Origin of the sequence: Ruegeria marisflavi, from assembly GCF_025673445.1 — a bacterium.
Classification (GTDB): Bacteria; Pseudomonadota; Alphaproteobacteria; order Rhodobacterales; family Rhodobacteraceae; genus Ruegeria_B; species Ruegeria_B marisflavi.
Map to the genome: position 1 here is coordinate 11,255 of NZ_JAOVQN010000011.1, position 15,537 is coordinate 26,791.

The window sequence follows — 15,537 nt, forward strand, 5'->3', positions numbered from 1 at the left end:
TCTGTGCCGAGCCTGACCGTGATAGCATTCGCGATCGGAGATCGATTCTGAGAGAGGGAGCATTCCAATGTCGGCAGATAAACAGCTGGAAGACCTGAAGGCTTCCTGGGCGGCGCTTGCGGATGGAGACATGGACAAGCTTGCCGGTTTTTACGCGGAAGACATGATCTTCGTGCTGCCCGGCCAGGACGATGTCCTGATGGGCCGCACCGCATTCAGGGCAGCATTGGACGGCATCGGGGAGGCCCTGCCGCCCGGCTTTGACATCAAGGATTTGCGCTATTGCCCCGGTGACAACGAGATCGTGAACATCGTGGAGTTCACCACGGACAAGCTGCCGGGCGGCTCGCAATGTGCGGTTTTGTTCAGGTTCGGCGCCGACGGTCTGGTGATCGAGGAACGCTGGTTCGTCGATACCGAGCAGTGGAAGGCTGCGTTTTAGAGGGCTGCATCGATCCGTGCGACGGCATGGGTAAATCCTATGGCGAGCGCCTCGGCACGTATCGCCTGCAGGCGTGCCTTCACATCCTCACCGCACCCGTTGCGGGCGAGCGCGCGGCCACGTTCGCAGAAGAACCGGCTCCACGGCAGCGGCTCGCCGCTGGTGTTTTTCTCTAGCTGTTCGGCGTACCGGTCGGCTTCGTCCCAATCCCCGAGATCGAGGGACACCTCGATGGCGTCGCGGTAGAACCAGAGCAGATTGTGCGCACCGACGCCTTGCGCGATGAGTTCCTCTCCCTCCGCCAGAAACTCTCGCCGACGGTCACCGTCGCGGGTGACGAGCGCGAGGCTGCCAAGCGCCCGCCCGCCGAGGAAGCGCATGCTGGACTCCGATTGCCGAAATACCTCGACCGCGCTCGCGACCAGGCGCTCTGCCTTAGCATGGTCGCCCTCGAGCGCAGTGGCGCGGCCGAGATACTCGCGGCCAATATTCTCGAAATTTACCGAGCCGATTCGTCTTGCGGCATCGATGCTGGTCAGCGCCCAGTCCCTGGTTGCCGCGAAGTCAAAGAGTTCCAGCGTGTAGATACCGACCAACAAGGCAACAACCTCGGCGCGCGGATTGAAGTGCGATCTTGCCAGCTGCAGCGCTTCCTCGCAGTCCGCGAGGGCCTCCCCTGTACGGCAGAGATAGAGCAACGTCTGACCGCGCATCGCAAGATTTGCTGCAATAGCGTCGTCGAGGCCATGCTCACGGCCAAGCGAAACACACTCATCGAACCGTGCGTGGGCCGAGATCATCTGCGCTGCGGCAAACTCGGCGTCACCCAGATTGCCTTGCGCCTGTGCCTCCAGTTCCCGGGACCCCGCTTGCCGGGCGAGATCCAGTGATCGGCGGTTCTCGGCAAGGCCGGCCGCGGTGTCGCCGCGCACGAAATGCACGCCTGCCTGAAGTTGGCAGATCCGGGCGCGCTCACTCAGAAGAGGCGCGTCGTCTGCCTCGCGAAGTGCGTTTGAAAGCGTGTCGAGCACGTCGTCATAGGCCTCAGCGACGCGTTGCGCCTCGGCGACCCCGATCAGCGCCCTGCACCGTTCTGCCCCGTCATCTGTGGCAGCATTGGCGGCGCGATAGGCTTCGATCATCCTGTCGGTCTTGCCGAGGCGCCTCGATAGATCGCCCAGCAGCATCTGCAGATCGTACAGTTCTGGGCCCGATGCGATCTCGCTGCCGCGCGTCGCAAGCTGCAGGGCAGTCTCGTAACGGACCCGGGCCGCCTGGTCCCGCGCCGCCGCCAATGCGGCGGCCGCGGCCCCTGGTGCACCTGCGCGGTCGAGATGCTGCGCATGCAGCATCAGGTTGCGGTCCCGATAGTGCTCGGCCGCCACCAGATGTAGCTCGTGACGCCGATCGCGCAGGATCGATGCATGCACTCCTTCTCGGATCAGAGAGTGAGCAAAGACATGTTCCTCGCCTTCGATCCGGACAAGCCGATGCTGGATGAGCGTTTCGCAATCGTAGGCAGGTTTTCCTGTCAGATCGCGCAGCGCTGGCAGATCAAAGCGATTGCCGAGGACCGATGCCGCCATGATCGCCTCGCGATCGCTAACCGGAAGCCGGTCGATCCGCGCCAGCACCAGGCCGTGGATCGTGTCCGGCAATTCAGTGCTCCGGTCGTCGGACAAATTGCGCATCATCTGTTCGAGGAACAGCGGATTCCCGTCGGCCCGCTCGATCAGCCGCCCAAGGTCAAGCGAAATCCCCTCGGCAAGGGTTTCGGCCAGGCGAAGCGCCTCGGTCTCGCGCAGTGGCTGCAACTCGATGGTCGTGATCGGGCAGCCCCGGAAGGGCGCGGCGAAATCGTGGGACAGGGTCCATCCCTCGACCCGGCTGGTCAGCAGCAGAACTGCGGAAACGTCGGGCAGGTCCGCTGCCAGTCCCGAGAGCACGTCGAGCGTCGCCGGTTCCGCCCAGTGGATGTCTTCAATCACAATCAGCCGCGGCGTCGCTGCCGCCAGCGCTGCGACCAGCGCACCGAGCGTTGCGCCGATGCCAGCGAGACGCTCCTCGCTCTGCATCATGGCATAGCCGCGCTGCAGGTGATCAGGCTGCGGCAAATTTAGCAGGTCGTTGAGGAAGACGGCATTCCCCTCGGCAACGATCCCATCCGCGAGAAGCCGGCAAACAGCCGCGTTACGTTCTGCCGTTTCTGCCCGGAGCGGGAGATCCAGCAGGGTCGAGACCAGGTCGTGCAGAACGCGCGGGCCGCGGGCCGCGCCGAAATCGACAATGTGCACGCGGTGCGCCGCGAAACCCTGCGATCCGGCGATTCCGATGAATTCACCGGTCAGGCGCGTCTTGCCGATCCCGGCCTCGCCGCGCAACAATACGATGTGTCCGGAACGCTCGGCTCGAACACTCTCGGCGATTGAGGCGAGCTGGCGCAGTTCTGCGGTGCGGCCAACAAAGACTGCGGCCTGATCCGTTAGCGCAGCCTCGCGAAAACACTCGAACGCCCAGATCGGCACCGCCGCATCCAGCCCCTGCACCGATGCCTCGCCGCAGGGCGAAAAATCAGCGATCCGCGAGACCACTCGGTAGACCGCTTCTGAAACCAAAGTCTGTTCCGGCCCCGCCATGTCGTCCAGACGTGAGGCCAGGTTCACGGTATCGCCGGTCACTGTGTACTCGACATGATGCTCGCTGCCGGTCCGGCTGGCGACGACCTGGCCAGACGCAATCCCGATATGGGCGCTGAGATCGACACTCAGTCGGGCTGTCAGGTCGCGCATTGCGTCGTGAATTTCGGACGCAGCACGCAGGGCCCGCTCCGGATCGTCAGAATGGGCCACCGGCGCACCGAATACGGCCATGACACAATCGCCGATATGCTTGTCGACCCGCCCGCCATAGCTCTCGATGATCGCGTCCGCGGCGGCAAAGTAGCTGTTCAGGAGCCTGTGCGTCTCCTCCGGATCGAGGCGTGCCGAGAGCCGCGTGTAGCCCGTCAGATCGGCGAACAGAACCGTCACCTGCCGCCTTTGGCCTGTGACTGTGTCGGCTGGCGCGGGCATGGCCACGGCCGATACTGGTCCAGATTTGCTGATCGCTTTAAGGATTTTCTTTCGATGGCCGAGCAAAACGCCGATCAACGTGAGGTCTGCGTCGGTCAGTTCGGGCAATGTCTCCATATCGATCGCGTTCTCCTCGAAGACCGCGACGTACCTATCCAGACCAAGCTCTTCGAGCCATTCGGCGATGGACATCTAGAAAACACCCGAGCATCAACGTCGACGCAACGATAGCAGATGGTCGAAAAGATGTCGTCACCTCCCGCCGGCGTCGAGACATGCGCCGAGCGAATACTCATGCGTTGCGCTTGACAGGGCATGCGCGTCTCTTGTGGTCCGCTTTGCGCTTTGCGCTTTGCGCGTTGCGAGCCGGGCCGCTCGCTTACGCAGCGAACGACTGCTTTCGACCTTTCGAACCGGATCCCGCGTCACTCTCGATCGGCAGCTAAGGGCTCGAAGCGGACTACTGCGCCGCAGAAATGCTGGTCGAGCCTTTGGTTCCCAAAGCGGTCCTTGGTCGAGAGACGGTAGATTGTCGACGTCGGCGCGGTGCTGACGCCAGGAGCGGGAGGGCTGGATGGAGACCCCATCATGTCCAGAATCCAGCTCCCGGCAACGCGACCCGTACGTCCGGCATGGAACAAGGGCCGACTTATCGGCCAGAAGCGACCGCTCCTGCCCAAACAGGTTTGGGCCATTCGAGCCAGGCTTGAACTTGCCAATAACCTACGGGACGTGGCGCTGTTCAACCTTGCTATCGACAGCAAGCTCCGCGGGTGTGACCTCGTTCGTCTGCGCGTCAGTGACCTCGTCGTTGGCGGCTCAGTCCGCGACCGCGTGTCGGTCATACAGAGTAAGACGGGCAGGCCCGTTCAGTTCGAAGTCTCCGAGAATACGCGAAGCTCGGTTCTTGAATGGGTCATGTCGCCCCCGATGATCGGTTGCGGCGTCCTGTTTCCGAGCAGGTTCCACGGCTCGCCCCATCTCTCCACTCGACAGTACGCCCGTCTTGTGAGGGACTGGGTGTCTGCGATCGGTCTCGATCCAAATGCCTATGGGACGCATTCCCTGCGGAGGACAAAGGCCGCGTTGATCTACCGGAAGACAGGTAACTTGCGCGCGGTCCAGCTTCTGCTCGGTCACACCAAGGTGGACAGCACGGTCAGGTACCTCGGCGTCGAACTCGACGACGCGCTGAGCATCGCAGAGAAAATCGAAATCTGAGGAAGTGGCGGGCGGCAGCGGTCGTCCGCCATTTCAAACCGGACTGCGATCACCTCTGGCGGGAGCGGCGGCTCCGAGCCCCTAACGAGAATGCTGCACTCTGCATGAACGACCGTCATGCACGCATTGCCGCAGTTCCCAAACCAAGTTTTCTGATCACTGTCTGATCCGCCGATCTCGCGGCAGAGCATCGCATTCGATTTCAGTCCGGCATCCCAGCGGCTCGTAAGTCATCTAGCCACATTGAGTGCAACGCAGAATCACGCATTGGGGATAAAGCCTCAGCCTCGTCGCTCAGAGTGTGTGCAGGCGATTTCGCCATGTAACGTCTCACGTCCGACCGCGCTTCGGCGGTACGTCCAAGGCGCTGGTAAATCACCGCACGCGTCAGAAGGGCACGGTCGGGTATGTAGGTCAGCCGTTCGAAAGCCGTGAGGCCAGCGGCGGGATCGTTCGCAAAATAATAGGCCCATGCAAGGTTCCAGTCATACCAATATGGATGCAGAGGGTTACGCTGGGTTGCCTCATGTAGTCGCTTGATGGCTTCTGAGGTTTCGCCTGCATAGACAAGCGCCACTGACATGTCGGCCATAACGTCTGCTGCGTTGGGGTTGAGCTCCAATGATCGCTGGAAGTCTGACAACGCTGCCTCAAGATCGCCCGAGCGCATGCGAACTGTCGCCCTTGTCCAAAGCACGCGATAGTCAAATGGTGCTAGCGCGATTGCTCTGGCCACGGCTACGTGAGCTGCGGCAAGCGCAGATTCCCGCGGCTTGTTCCAGCTATACCGGTGCTCGTTGATGTGCACCCATGCCAATGAGCGATACGCGCTCGCATAGCCTGGATCGAGCTCTATCGCTTGGCTGTACATCTGTTCTGCCTTGGCGTTGGCTTCGGCAGTCCACTTTAGCCACTCGGCTCGGCCCAGTTGAACGAGTTCGTAGGCTTCGGGGTTGGCAATGTCGCTGTAGGATATGCGTTCAAGCTCACTTGAATCGACACGCCCACCGAGTGTTGAAACAATCTCTTGGGTTACTTCTGCCGGTAGCCGATAGAGTCCGTCTGGAAGAGCAGAAAAGGTCTTTGCCCAAACATGCCTTCCGGTTTCCGTTTCGACCAGCCGCGCGGTCATCTCAAATTCCAACCCAGAGTGCCGCAATCCACCCTCCACAACATATCGGGCGCCAAGTGCCCGACCAACCTCCCGAATGTCTTGGGCTTTGTCTCGATATGAAAAACTTGAATTGCGCGCTATTACGAAAAAGTCGCTGAACTGGGAAAGGTCAGCGATGATTTCATCGGCCAGCGCGTCACTCCAGAGCGTTTGTTTCTGATCGCCCGTGTAATTTTCAAAAGGCAAAACCGCGATGCTCGGTTTGCCATTGATCTGTTCATCTCCCCAAATGAATGGCGCGAGAACAGAAGAATAGCCAAGCCATCCCCCAAAGCCCATCAGAGCAACAAGAGTCCCAACCCACAACCAGAGCTTTCTTTGGCGTCCAGGAGCAATCCTCTGGGTATCAACCTCGGCAGGAGCTACGAGAGCAATCATGCGATAACCGATCTTGGGAACAGTCTCGACATGGGTGGGATGGGACGGGTCATCTTCCAGCGCAGCACGCAGTTTGCTGATGGCTCCCGCAAGTGCATCGTACCCAACAGTGACGCCGGGCCAGACCTCGTCTTCGAGTTCAGCTCGTTCTCTTGTCACATCCGGCCTCCGAGAGAGGGAAACCAGAAGGGCCATGACCCTTGGTTCCAGGCGTTTTTGAACTCTACCTTGTGAGATGCACAATTTGGACGGTTCCACATACCAGTTGCCGAGCTTGAACGGCTTCGCGCCGTATTTGGTTGCTTCGGTTTTATCCGCCATGCGCTTTGTTCCGAAAATCGTGCCCTTTTTTTCTTCCACCAAATTATCATCAGGAAAATATTAGGTTTCGTCCAAGTCTTTTTTTCAGCAAGGCGATAGCCATGGGCCGTCACAAAAAGGAGGTAGACATGACCCGTTCGAAAAAAATGCGTTTCGCGGTCCCGTTGATAGTCGCATTTGCCATATTGCCTGCAACCCTGCCTGCGCAGGAGCAATCGCAAAAGGACCGGATCACGACAATGGCCACGGAATACGCCATTTCCAGCTTCTACAACGACCTTGACTACAAGGTTGCTGAACTCCTCCAGATGCAGGCTCTTGCCATCTTGGAAGGCTACGCGGAACGCGAGCAGGACGACGGAGCCTATCGTTCAGACGCCTACAAACTCAACGAATGGATGCCGCACTATAAAGGCCAGATGGCCCGGCTGATTGCGGCGGCGAACCGGCAAGAGATGATGGCAGATTCCGACAGGGACCGGTTCATAGCGGAAGTAGCACGATTTTCCGACCTCATCTTGGCCGGAGACGCGATCGTTGAAGCGCTGACCAGTGGCGATCTCAATGCAGCCCACGACATCTTCCGCACGCAGTCTGTTACTATCGCAAAAGAGATTCGTGGCGGAATGTATACTTTGGCATCCGACTCCGGAAAACGTTTTGTGGCGGCAACACGTGGCCATTGAGACTTCTACCTACTCAGCTCCACCTGTTGTTGCCCTAAATCTTAATGCTCCTGCGACAAAGGGCTCCACGCGGCGACGTTTTGTACAAAAACCTTCCGTTCAGCACTCGTTGATCAGTGGTCACTTCGTCCGCAACCCGGCCGCTCGGGCCGGCTGCGTTGAATGGCGGCTTCCGGATGAGGTTCGTCATGCATGGCGCCGACCGCAAAGTTCATCCGCGCTCGTGGAGTGTGGCGAACGTTCGATTTATGTTCCTTTTCGTCGAGCGCCACTGGCATCGAAGTGTTCAGGCTGCGCTGAAAGTTTCTTTAATGCTTACAGTGGTTTGCAAGCAATTCACCAAATCAGCACAGTCATCAGGTTCAGAGAATTTTGGCCTGAGAGAACGGTTTCCGACCCTTTTCCGCCGACCGAGGTGAATAGCTCAATTGCTACAACCCTCTAAAACAAAAAGAAATTCCGGAGATGACAGTGAGCGGAGAAACAGTTGGTGAGGGCAAGTGGCGGACAGAAACGGATTCGAAATCGAGGGACGGTTTACGGAATCCTAAGAGCTCTGCAAAGCTGTCCTAACCCCTTGCATTCCCTTTGTTTCGGAGCATTGCTGTGCTGCCGCGAATTGGGTGAGAAGGACTTCCCGCCTTTCGCGGCCAAGCCGCTTTGAGAGGAATTCTTGCGATGCGCACCAGCCTGACCCATCCGCTTCAGATCGCCACGCTTTGCCCCGGTACAGGGATGGGGCGGATCGGAATTACTTTCTGCCCCGGCAAGGTGCAGGCCGGTGCGATGACCGGCAGTTGGAACCGCGATCTTGGGCTCGATCTCGATGCGGTTCGTGATTGGGGCGCGGTCGTGGTCGTGACCCTGATCGAGGATCATGAACTCGAGACCCTTCAGATCCAGGGAATGGGCGATGCCGTGCGCAAACGGCACATGGACTGGATGCACTTGCCAATCCCGGATGTCTCGGTGCCGGGCCCTAGTTTCGAAAGAGCCTGGACCGACTGTGGTCCCGACCTGCTTGGTCGCCTGCGCTGCGGCTTCGACGTTCTCGTGCACTGCAAAGGCGGGCTTGGCCGGGCCGGCACCATTGTGGCGCGGCTGATGGTTGAACTGGGACATGCGCCGCAGGCGGCCATTGACGCGGTGCGTGCGGCTCGGCCCGGAGCGATCGAAACAGTTGAGCAGGAGAGATACGTCCGCACGCTCACCCCTTTGCCCGAGGCAACACCCGCCACGACCGAGGCAGCGATCCGTGACCGGGCAGTGGGTGCCCTGCTCGGTCTTGCGGTTGGAGATGCCATCGGTACCACCCTCGAGTTTCGTAGCCGGGACAGCTATGCCCCGCTGACGGATATGGTGGGTGGAGGGCCCTTCGGATTGAAACCGGGGGAATGGACTGATGACACGGCCATGGCACTGGCGCTCGCAGACAGCCTCGTCGAGGCGCCGGTCCTCGATGAACGAGACCTGATGCAGCGCTTCGTCGACTGGCACGAGAAGGGCACTTATTCCTGCACCGGCCACTGCTTTGACATCGGCATGACCACGCGGCAGGCGCTGGCGCGCTGGAAGCGCAGCGGCGACCCGATGGCGGGATCCACGGACCCCATGAGTGCGGGCAATGGCAGCCTGATGCGCCTCGCCCCGGCCGCGATCCGGCATTGGCGCGACCGGGCGCGCCTGCGCGATGTCGCGGCCCGGCAGAGCCGGACCACCCACGCAGCGCCTGAAGCGGTGGATGCCTGCGTGACATGGGCGGAGCTGCTCGCCGACGCGATCGAGGGCCAGCCCCGCAGCGCCGTTCTGCGCAACCGCCCCGGCGGATATACCGGCGTGATCGACGGGATCATGGCAGGCAGCTGGCGCAGCAAGCCGCGCCATGCGATCCGGGCCACAGGCTATGTCGCCCATTCGCTCGAGGCCTCCCTCTGGAGCATTGGGGCCTCGGGCGACTTCGCATCGGCGGTGCTGCGGGCGGCCAATCTCGGCGAGGATGCCGACACCACCGCCGCCATCGCAGGGCAGTTGGCCGGCGCGCTTTACGGCGCTGCCGCAATTCCGGTGCAATGGTGGCAGCGTTTGGCCTGGGCGGATCGCATCGAAGTGAAGGCCGAACGGCTCTGTGAGGCATTCTGAGAAGGACCGATCCGATCAAGTCCGGCCCGACAATGGGGGCTCCAAGCCCAAGGTGGCGCGTGCCTCGTTATATTTCTCGGTGATCCCCCGGCGAAGCTCCTGAGCAATCAGTCGCGTTTTTTCGTCCTCTGTCCCTGCTTCGAGAGTATCGACTTCGCTCATCCGGTCCTCAAACCATTGTTCCAGGTCTTCACGTAGCCGGTCGCGCTCAGCCTTCTCCTTCTCGGTCATCGGGCCATTTAGACTGACGACCCCAGTCTCAAAATCGATCTCGATATCGTCTGGGTGTGGGACCAGGTCAGGAAGATTTGTGATCCCAAGGCGTTCACGCCTTGCGAGTTCTTTCTCACCGCCAACCTTGTACTCGATGAAGGTTTGTTGAATTTGCTCAAACAACTCACGGTCCCGTTTTTCAATAATAGCCATGTACCTGAACAACAGTTCAGCGTGTCGGGCGCTGCCCTGGATCGCCTTCAAGATAAGGGTTTTGACTACCGCTTCCGACATCGTCATCGTTACCACCGCGCCCCCATCCCGGACCGTGATCGTTTGTGCAGACAACTTTCGAAAGGCATCAAACGTCCGTTCTTCCGCCCCGGTATAACGGCGGCTGAAGGCCCCCACCGGCCTGCCTTTTGGGTTGCCGGACTGACCCTTGCGGAACCGCTTGTCCCGCGGAGGCTTGCCATAGCCGACCTCGTAATGCGGCGACGGCAGGAACGGGGGCTTGTCATCATCCTTGCTCATTCTGCGGCCTCCACTGCCTGAGCCTCGCTGTCCCGCCCAGGGAACAGACGAACGGCCCTGTCCTTGGCATAGGTCTCCCACCGCGCGAGGATCCGATCACAATAGACGGGATCAATCTCGCAGAGCCGGGCCCGTCGGCCGGTCTTTTCCGCCGCGATCAACGTCGAGCCCGAGCCACCAAACAGATCGAGCACGATCTCGCCCCGGCCCGAGACATCCCGGATCGCATCCGCGATCATCTGCACCGGCTTCACCGTCGGATGCAGGGCAAGCTCGTCCATTCGCCCAGCCTTGCGCGTGTTCACCCCGCGATATTCCCAGACATTGGTGCGGTACCGGCCGTGCTGCCCCAACTCGAAGCTGTTCACATGCGGCGCCGTGCCGTGCTTGAACGCCAGGATCATCTCGTGGCGCGAGCGGTAGAACGTGCCCATGCCGCCATTGTCCTTGACCCAGACGATCAGGTTCTTCAGCTCGGAATAGACCTGTCCTCCCGCCGCTTGCACCTCGCCCAGGTGACGCCAGTCCATGCAGATGAAGTGGATGGACCCATCCAGGCTGTGTCCGGCGAAGTTGTGGAACGCCCCCGCAAGGAAAGTGGTGAATGCTTCCGGGCTCATCTCGTCCGCGGCCATCGCAAACTCCCGGTGCCGGGTGCGACCGGAATTGCCCGCATGACCAGCGATCGGCACGTTGTAGGGCGGATCGGTGAAGACCATCCGGGCTTTCTCGCCGTCCATCAGGCTCCCGGCCCCTGCGGGATCAAGCGCATCGCCGCAAATCAGGCGGTGCTCTCCCAGTTGCCAGATATCTCCCGGGCGACAGCGCGACGGCACGTCATTGGGCACGAGGTCGTCGGCAGGATCGTTCGGTTCCACTGGCGCCGCCCCGTCGATGATCATGTCCAGTTCCGGGATCGAGAAACCGATTGCCTCGATATCGAAGCTGAGATCGGGTGAGGCCAGCAAGGCTTCAAGTTCCTCGGCCAGCAGGTCCTCGTCCCAACCCGCATTCAGCGCCAACTGGTTGTCGGCGAAGACGAAGGCCCGCGCCTCCTCCTCGCTCATATGTTCAAGCCGCAGACAGGGAACCGTGTCCCGTCCCAGGTGGCGGGCCGCCGCAACCCGGCCGTGACCGGCCAGGATGCGATCCTGCGCATCGATCAGCACTGGCGTGTTGAAGCCGAAGGCCTCGATGCTCGCTGCAATTTGCAGGATCTGTTTCTTGGGGTGTTTGCGCGCATTGCGCTTCCACGGCGTCAGGGACGCGATCGGGAGGTGTTCGATCTGGGCCGTCATGGCTCAGCATGCTCCTATAACGGGGATGGATCATGACCATCCCGGGAACAGACAGCCGTCCTCGGTTAACGGCGTGTCTGCAGTCGAGAGCCCAAGGCAGCAGCGGCTCGGCGATCTGGGATCGGCGGGTTTTCCCGAAAGGAATCATCGCCAGCACCCAAGAAAAATACTGAGTGAGCTCCCGAGGCAGATAAACATACTTTTAAACATTATTTCAAATACTTAGTATCATCAACTTGACAAAATCTTGATGAAATACTGTCGAAATTTTCGACCAGAAAGCACTGGACTTCGCCGCCCGACAGAGCGTCACTGGCCCCATGCCCGGCCGAGCCCGGGCCTCTCCCGGTACCGGCTGATCCCAACGGATCTGCCCAACAAGAAGGAGAGACCATCGATGAAAGACCTTACCAACGTCGCGCGCACGGAAACAGGCAAGGCGCACCCGATCCCCCTGCCATCGCTTGCCACGCTCGAGACCGCGGGTCGCGAGACCCTGCTCGATCACTGGCGTGATATCTTCGCGGCCCCGCCTCCCAAGGGCCTGAGCCAGGTCTTTCTGCGGCGCTTCCTCGCCTTCGAGGTGCAGGCCCGGCAGCAGGGTGGCCTGCCCAAGGACCTGGTCGAGCGGATTGCCCGGGAAGCGGCCGGCGAGACGCGTAAGGTGACGCCTGCGCTGCGCCCCGGTGGTCGGCTGCTGCGGGAGTGGAACGGTGTCACCCATGTGGTGGATATTCTCGAGGCGGGTTGCCTCTGGCAGGGCAAGACCTATCCCTCGCTCTCCGCGGTCGCCCGCGCCATCACCGGCGCACGCTGGTCCGGGCCGCGCTTTTTCGGGCTCACCACCGCCTCGGAGACACCGAGCGCCCGTCGGGGCACCAATGGCAAAGGCGCCAAACGATGAAGTCCGGGCAGAAGACCATCCGCTGCGCGGTCTACACCCGCAAGTCCTCCGAGGAGGGACTCGAACAGGCGTTCAACTCGCTCGACGCCCAGCATGAGGCCTGTGCTGCCTACATCGCCAGCCAGAAACACGAAGGCTGGAAGCTTGTCCCTGCCCGCTACGATGATGGTGGCCTCTCGGGCGGCATGCTCGAACGTCCTGCCCTGCAGCGCCTGCTCGATCACGTCGAAGCCGGACGGGTCGACATGATCGTGGTCTACAAGATCGATCGCCTGACCCGGTCGCTGATGGATTTTGCCAGGCTGGTCGACCGGTTCGAGGTCGCAGGCTGCTCCTTCGTCTCGGTCACCCAGGCCTTCAACACCTCCTCGTCCATGGGGCGTTTAACCCTCAACGTGCTTCTGTCCTTCGCCCAGTTCGAGCGTGAGGTCACCGCCGAGCGGATCCGCGACAAGATCACCGCCTCCAAGAAGAAGGGCTTCTGGATGGGGGGCAACCTGCCATTGGGCTATGACCGCCACCCCGACCCGGAGAAACGCACCCTCGTGATCAACCCCCCGGAAGCAGAAACGGTGACCACCCTGTTCAAGCTCTATGACGATCTCGGCGCGCTTGGGGCCGTGGCCCGCGAAGCGGACCGGCTTGGCCTGCGCTCAAAGCTCCGCACCAACAAGGCCGGTCAAACCAGCGGTGGCTCCCGGCTCAGCAACGGACAGATCCAGCACCTGCTGCGCAACCCGGTCTACATCGGGCAGATCCGCCACAAGGATAAGGTCTGGCCGGGCATGCATGACCCGATCCTCGACCCCGATCTCTGGGCCCGGGTCCAAGCCCGGCTCGATGCCGCCGCGCGGCGTGGTCGAGGGAGCAAGACGTTGCAAAACGGCACCGCCGCCAACGCGGCCCTCACCGGAAAGCTCCGGGAAGACACCGGCGACCGCCTTACGCCGACTCACACGGTGAAGGCCGGACGGTGTCACCGCTACTATGTCTCCAATCGCCTGATCGCCGGTGGTCCCGATCCGTCCGGTTGGCGCCTGCCCGCGGCCGCGTTCGAGCGGGTCGTGGCCGTCGGTCTCGCGGAGCACCTCGAGGCGATGGTCAAGTCGCACCGTCTGCTTGCCATCCCGGATGCAAGCGATGCCGATGCTCTTCTGGCGCGGGTCGAGACCTTGAGCAAGGCGCTCCGCGCCCGCCCGGCGGAGGCCGCTCCGCTGATAATGGAGGCCCGTCTTGCACGTTCCTCCCTCACTCTCACCTGCGATCCATTGGCGATAGCAAACTGCCTAAGCCTTTCCGCTGACACCTTCGCGCCGGAGGTGCTCTCCTTCATACTGCCGCTTACCCTGCGCCGCCGCGGCGTCGAAACCCGGATCGTGACCGGCACGCGCGCGCCCATGCCTGACCCGGTGCTGCTGAGGAACCTCGCCCAGGCGCATGACTGGACCCGTGACCTGCGCGGCGGTATCCCGATGTCTGGGGTCATCAACAAGAGCGGTCAATCCGAATCTTTCGTCCGCACCCGCTCGCAACTGGCCTTCCTGTCGCCCCGGCTTCAGGCCGCCATTCTCGCCGGAACCCTGCCGCCCGAGATGACCGCCCGGCGCCTCCTCTCCAATCCGATTCCCCTCAATTGGGCGGAGCAGGAACAACTCTACGGTCTGCCCAAGGCCTGATGCCCCTTCAATCGCTCAACTCCCGGGCCGGTCTCTGCGCCAGAGATCGGCCCGATCGCATTCACGCGTGTCGCCGCAAGAGCGGCGCGGCGCCGCCCGTTGCGTTTTTCCCTGTAAATTCCCTGTTAATCGCTCCCCGAAACGAAAAACCGCACCGCCCAAATGGCCCGCAGAGACTGCGCCCGAAATCCCGCTCTTCCGCAGCGCTCCAATACGTCTCTGTAGGCCAACACACCGCGCAACCGCCCGGAATACCCGGCAGAAATCGCATCTACTTCGTTGTAGGGGGAGTACCCGAAGGTGGCTGGCGGGGAGACAGGGATTCGAACCCTGGGATGGCTCTCACCATCAACGGTTTTCAAGACCGCCGCATTCGACCGCTCTGCCACCTCCCCGTAAAGTTGACGTCTAAGATCTCCGAAAAGCAGAGGCAAGCCCCTCTAATAGTGAAAACTTGCCGAGCGCGCTGCTGCGGGCTTTCAAAGGCAAGGCCCGCAGGTTATGATTCGCGCGACGCGGGGCCTCGCCCCGCAGTAGCGCAATGACCGGCAAACCGGCACCGGGACGAGAATTGTCCTGAAACAGGCAAGGATGTAATCGACATGCACGTTGAAATGGCGAAGGCAGGCCCCCGTATTCGGATTCTCGCTCTGGGTTTCAGCCTTGCCTTTCTGGCAGCATGCGAAGAAGGTGCAGGTGTGCCTTTTTTTCAGCCGAAGGAAACAGAGGCCACAACCGAGGCACGCAGCACCAAGCTGGTTGAACGCGATGTTGAGGCGCCGGATGTGTTCCAGGTGACCGAGGCCGGGCTTTGGGATGGTCGCCCGTCCCTGGGCGGCGTGTGGGTCGCGCATCCGGATGTCAAGGAGCCCGAACGCGTTATCATTCGGAACGCCAGCAACGACAAATTCGTAATCGGCGCCCTGTTTCGGCGTGAGCGCGACATCCCCGGACCGAGAATCCAAGCCTCTTCCGACGCCGCGGCAGCCCTTGGGATGCTCGCCGGCGCCCCGGTACAGCTAAACGTGACAGCCTTGCGCCGCGAAGAAGTTCAGGAAGAGCCCGCGATTGACGCAGCAACGGCTGACACCGCATCGCTTGAAGAATCGCCGGAGGTTTCGGAAACGCCGCTTGACCCGGTCGCCGGCGCCGCTGCCGCGATCGAAGCTTCTGCACCGACAGCACAGCAGCCTGCTACGCCCGCACCATCCGAGACACCCAAGCCAAAGACTTCGAGCCTCGACAAACCCTATATCCAGATCGGTATCTTCAGTGTCGAGGAGAATGCCAATCGCGCCGCAGACCAGATGCGTGCGGCGGGCATGGTGCCGACAGTCCGGCAGGAAACCACGAATGGCAAACCATTCTGGCGTGTCGTTGTTGGCCCTGCCCAATCCAAATCCGAGCGCACCGCATTGTTGGATCAGGTCAAGTCCACCGGGTTCTCCGATGCCTATGCGGTCAAAAAGTAGAACGGAGG

General features: G+C 61.3%; 11 protein-coding genes and 1 tRNA gene. 7 read left to right on the plus strand and 5 right to left on the minus strand.

The annotated features are described in order from the left end of the window. The first annotated feature begins 67 nt into the window (after positions 1-67). Positions 68-442, plus strand: a complete 375-nt coding sequence (locus OEZ49_RS11825) for a nuclear transport factor 2 family protein (protein WP_263388503.1) — start codon at positions 68-70, stop codon at positions 440-442. Here OEZ49_RS11825 and OEZ49_RS11830 read toward each other — a convergent pair. After that, complete coding sequence (locus OEZ49_RS11830; RefSeq protein ID WP_263388504.1) at positions 439-3,705, minus strand: adenylate/guanylate cyclase domain-containing protein; 3,267 nt, start codon at positions 3,703-3,705, stop codon at positions 439-441. The two genes, OEZ49_RS11825 and OEZ49_RS11830, sit on opposite strands and share 4 nt — an antisense overlap. A 396-nt stretch (positions 3,706-4,101) precedes the next feature. On the opposite strand from OEZ49_RS11830, the gene OEZ49_RS11835 reads away from it, so the two are divergent. Further along, the gene (locus OEZ49_RS11835; protein WP_263388505.1) at positions 4,102-4,734 is read left to right on the plus strand and encodes a tyrosine-type recombinase/integrase; all 633 of its coding nucleotides are present in this window, start codon (positions 4,102-4,104) and stop codon (positions 4,732-4,734) included. A 202-nt stretch (positions 4,735-4,936) separates the two neighbouring features. Here OEZ49_RS11835 and OEZ49_RS11840 read toward each other — a convergent pair whose 3' ends face one another. Further along, entirely contained in the window at positions 4,937-6,646 is a 1,710-nt protein-coding gene (locus OEZ49_RS11840) for a winged helix-turn-helix domain-containing tetratricopeptide repeat protein (RefSeq protein ID WP_263388506.1), read from the minus strand. Positions 6,647-6,735: 89 nt separating this feature from the next. On the opposite strand from OEZ49_RS11840, the gene OEZ49_RS11845 reads away from it, so the two are divergent. Beyond that, on the plus strand, positions 6,736-7,293 hold the full coding sequence (locus OEZ49_RS11845; protein ID WP_263388507.1) for a hypothetical protein: 558 nt from the start codon (positions 6,736-6,738) through the stop codon (positions 7,291-7,293). A 678-nt stretch (positions 7,294-7,971) separates the two neighbouring features. Further along, positions 7,972-9,432, plus strand: coding sequence for an ADP-ribosylglycohydrolase family protein (locus tag OEZ49_RS11850; RefSeq protein ID WP_263388508.1), 1,461 nt, complete (start codon positions 7,972-7,974; stop codon positions 9,430-9,432). Positions 9,433-9,447: 15 nt separating this feature from the next. On the opposite strand, the gene OEZ49_RS11855 is transcribed toward OEZ49_RS11850, so the two are convergent. Beyond that, the gene (locus OEZ49_RS11855; protein ID WP_263388509.1) at positions 9,448-10,179 is read right to left on the minus strand and encodes a DUF5681 domain-containing protein; all 732 of its coding nucleotides are present in this window, start codon (positions 10,177-10,179) and stop codon (positions 9,448-9,450) included. Next, complete coding sequence (locus OEZ49_RS11860) at positions 10,176-11,477, minus strand: site-specific DNA-methyltransferase (RefSeq protein ID WP_263388510.1); 1,302 nt, start codon at positions 11,475-11,477, stop codon at positions 10,176-10,178. The genes OEZ49_RS11855 and OEZ49_RS11860 overlap by 4 nt, the downstream gene beginning before the upstream one ends. 397 nt (positions 11,478-11,874) lie before the next feature. Here OEZ49_RS11860 and OEZ49_RS11865 point away from each other — a divergent pair, with 397 nt between their 5' ends. Together OEZ49_RS11865 and OEZ49_RS11870 are read left to right on the plus strand one after the other, a co-directional pair. Further along, entirely contained in the window at positions 11,875-12,381 is a 507-nt protein-coding gene (locus tag OEZ49_RS11865; protein WP_263388511.1) for a DUF2924 domain-containing protein, read from the plus strand. Further along, positions 12,378-14,057, plus strand: coding sequence for a recombinase family protein (locus OEZ49_RS11870; RefSeq protein ID WP_263388512.1), 1,680 nt, complete (start codon positions 12,378-12,380; stop codon positions 14,055-14,057). Before OEZ49_RS11865 ends, OEZ49_RS11870 begins: the two co-directional genes overlap by 4 nt. 305 nt (positions 14,058-14,362) lie before the next feature. Here the strand turns inward: OEZ49_RS11870 and OEZ49_RS11875 are convergent. Further along, positions 14,363-14,452: transfer RNA gene (locus OEZ49_RS11875), tRNA-Ser, on the minus strand. 207 nt (positions 14,453-14,659) lie between these two features. Here OEZ49_RS11875 and OEZ49_RS11880 point away from each other — a divergent pair. Next, entirely contained in the window at positions 14,660-15,529 is an 870-nt protein-coding gene (locus OEZ49_RS11880) for an SPOR domain-containing protein (protein ID WP_263388513.1), read from the plus strand. Positions 15,530-15,537 lie beyond the last annotated feature (8 nt).

What these genes read in the sequence shown, in the direction of transcription:
- OEZ49_RS11825 (WP_263388503.1), top strand. Translation starts at nt 68, where the DNA reads ATGTCGGCAGATAAACAGCTGGAAGACCTGAAGGCTTCCTGGGCGGCG.
- OEZ49_RS11830 (WP_263388504.1), bottom strand. Translation starts at nt 3,705, where the DNA reads ATGTCCATCGCCGAATGGCTCGAAGAGCTTGGTCTGGATAGGTACGTC.
- OEZ49_RS11835 (WP_263388505.1), top strand. Translation starts at nt 4,102, where the DNA reads ATGTCCAGAATCCAGCTCCCGGCAACGCGACCCGTACGTCCGGCATGG.
- OEZ49_RS11845 (WP_263388507.1), top strand. Translation starts at nt 6,736, where the DNA reads ATGACCCGTTCGAAAAAAATGCGTTTCGCGGTCCCGTTGATAGTCGCA.
- OEZ49_RS11850 (WP_263388508.1), top strand. Translation starts at nt 7,972, where the DNA reads ATGCGCACCAGCCTGACCCATCCGCTTCAGATCGCCACGCTTTGCCCC.
- OEZ49_RS11855 (WP_263388509.1), bottom strand. Translation starts at nt 10,179, where the DNA reads ATGAGCAAGGATGATGACAAGCCCCCGTTCCTGCCGTCGCCGCATTAC.
- OEZ49_RS11860 (WP_263388510.1), bottom strand. Translation starts at nt 11,477, where the DNA reads ATGACGGCCCAGATCGAACACCTCCCGATCGCGTCCCTGACGCCGTGG.
- OEZ49_RS11865 (WP_263388511.1), top strand. Translation starts at nt 11,875, where the DNA reads ATGAAAGACCTTACCAACGTCGCGCGCACGGAAACAGGCAAGGCGCAC.
- OEZ49_RS11870 (WP_263388512.1), top strand. Translation starts at nt 12,378, where the DNA reads ATGAAGTCCGGGCAGAAGACCATCCGCTGCGCGGTCTACACCCGCAAG.
- OEZ49_RS11880 (WP_263388513.1), top strand. Translation starts at nt 14,660, where the DNA reads ATGCACGTTGAAATGGCGAAGGCAGGCCCCCGTATTCGGATTCTCGCT.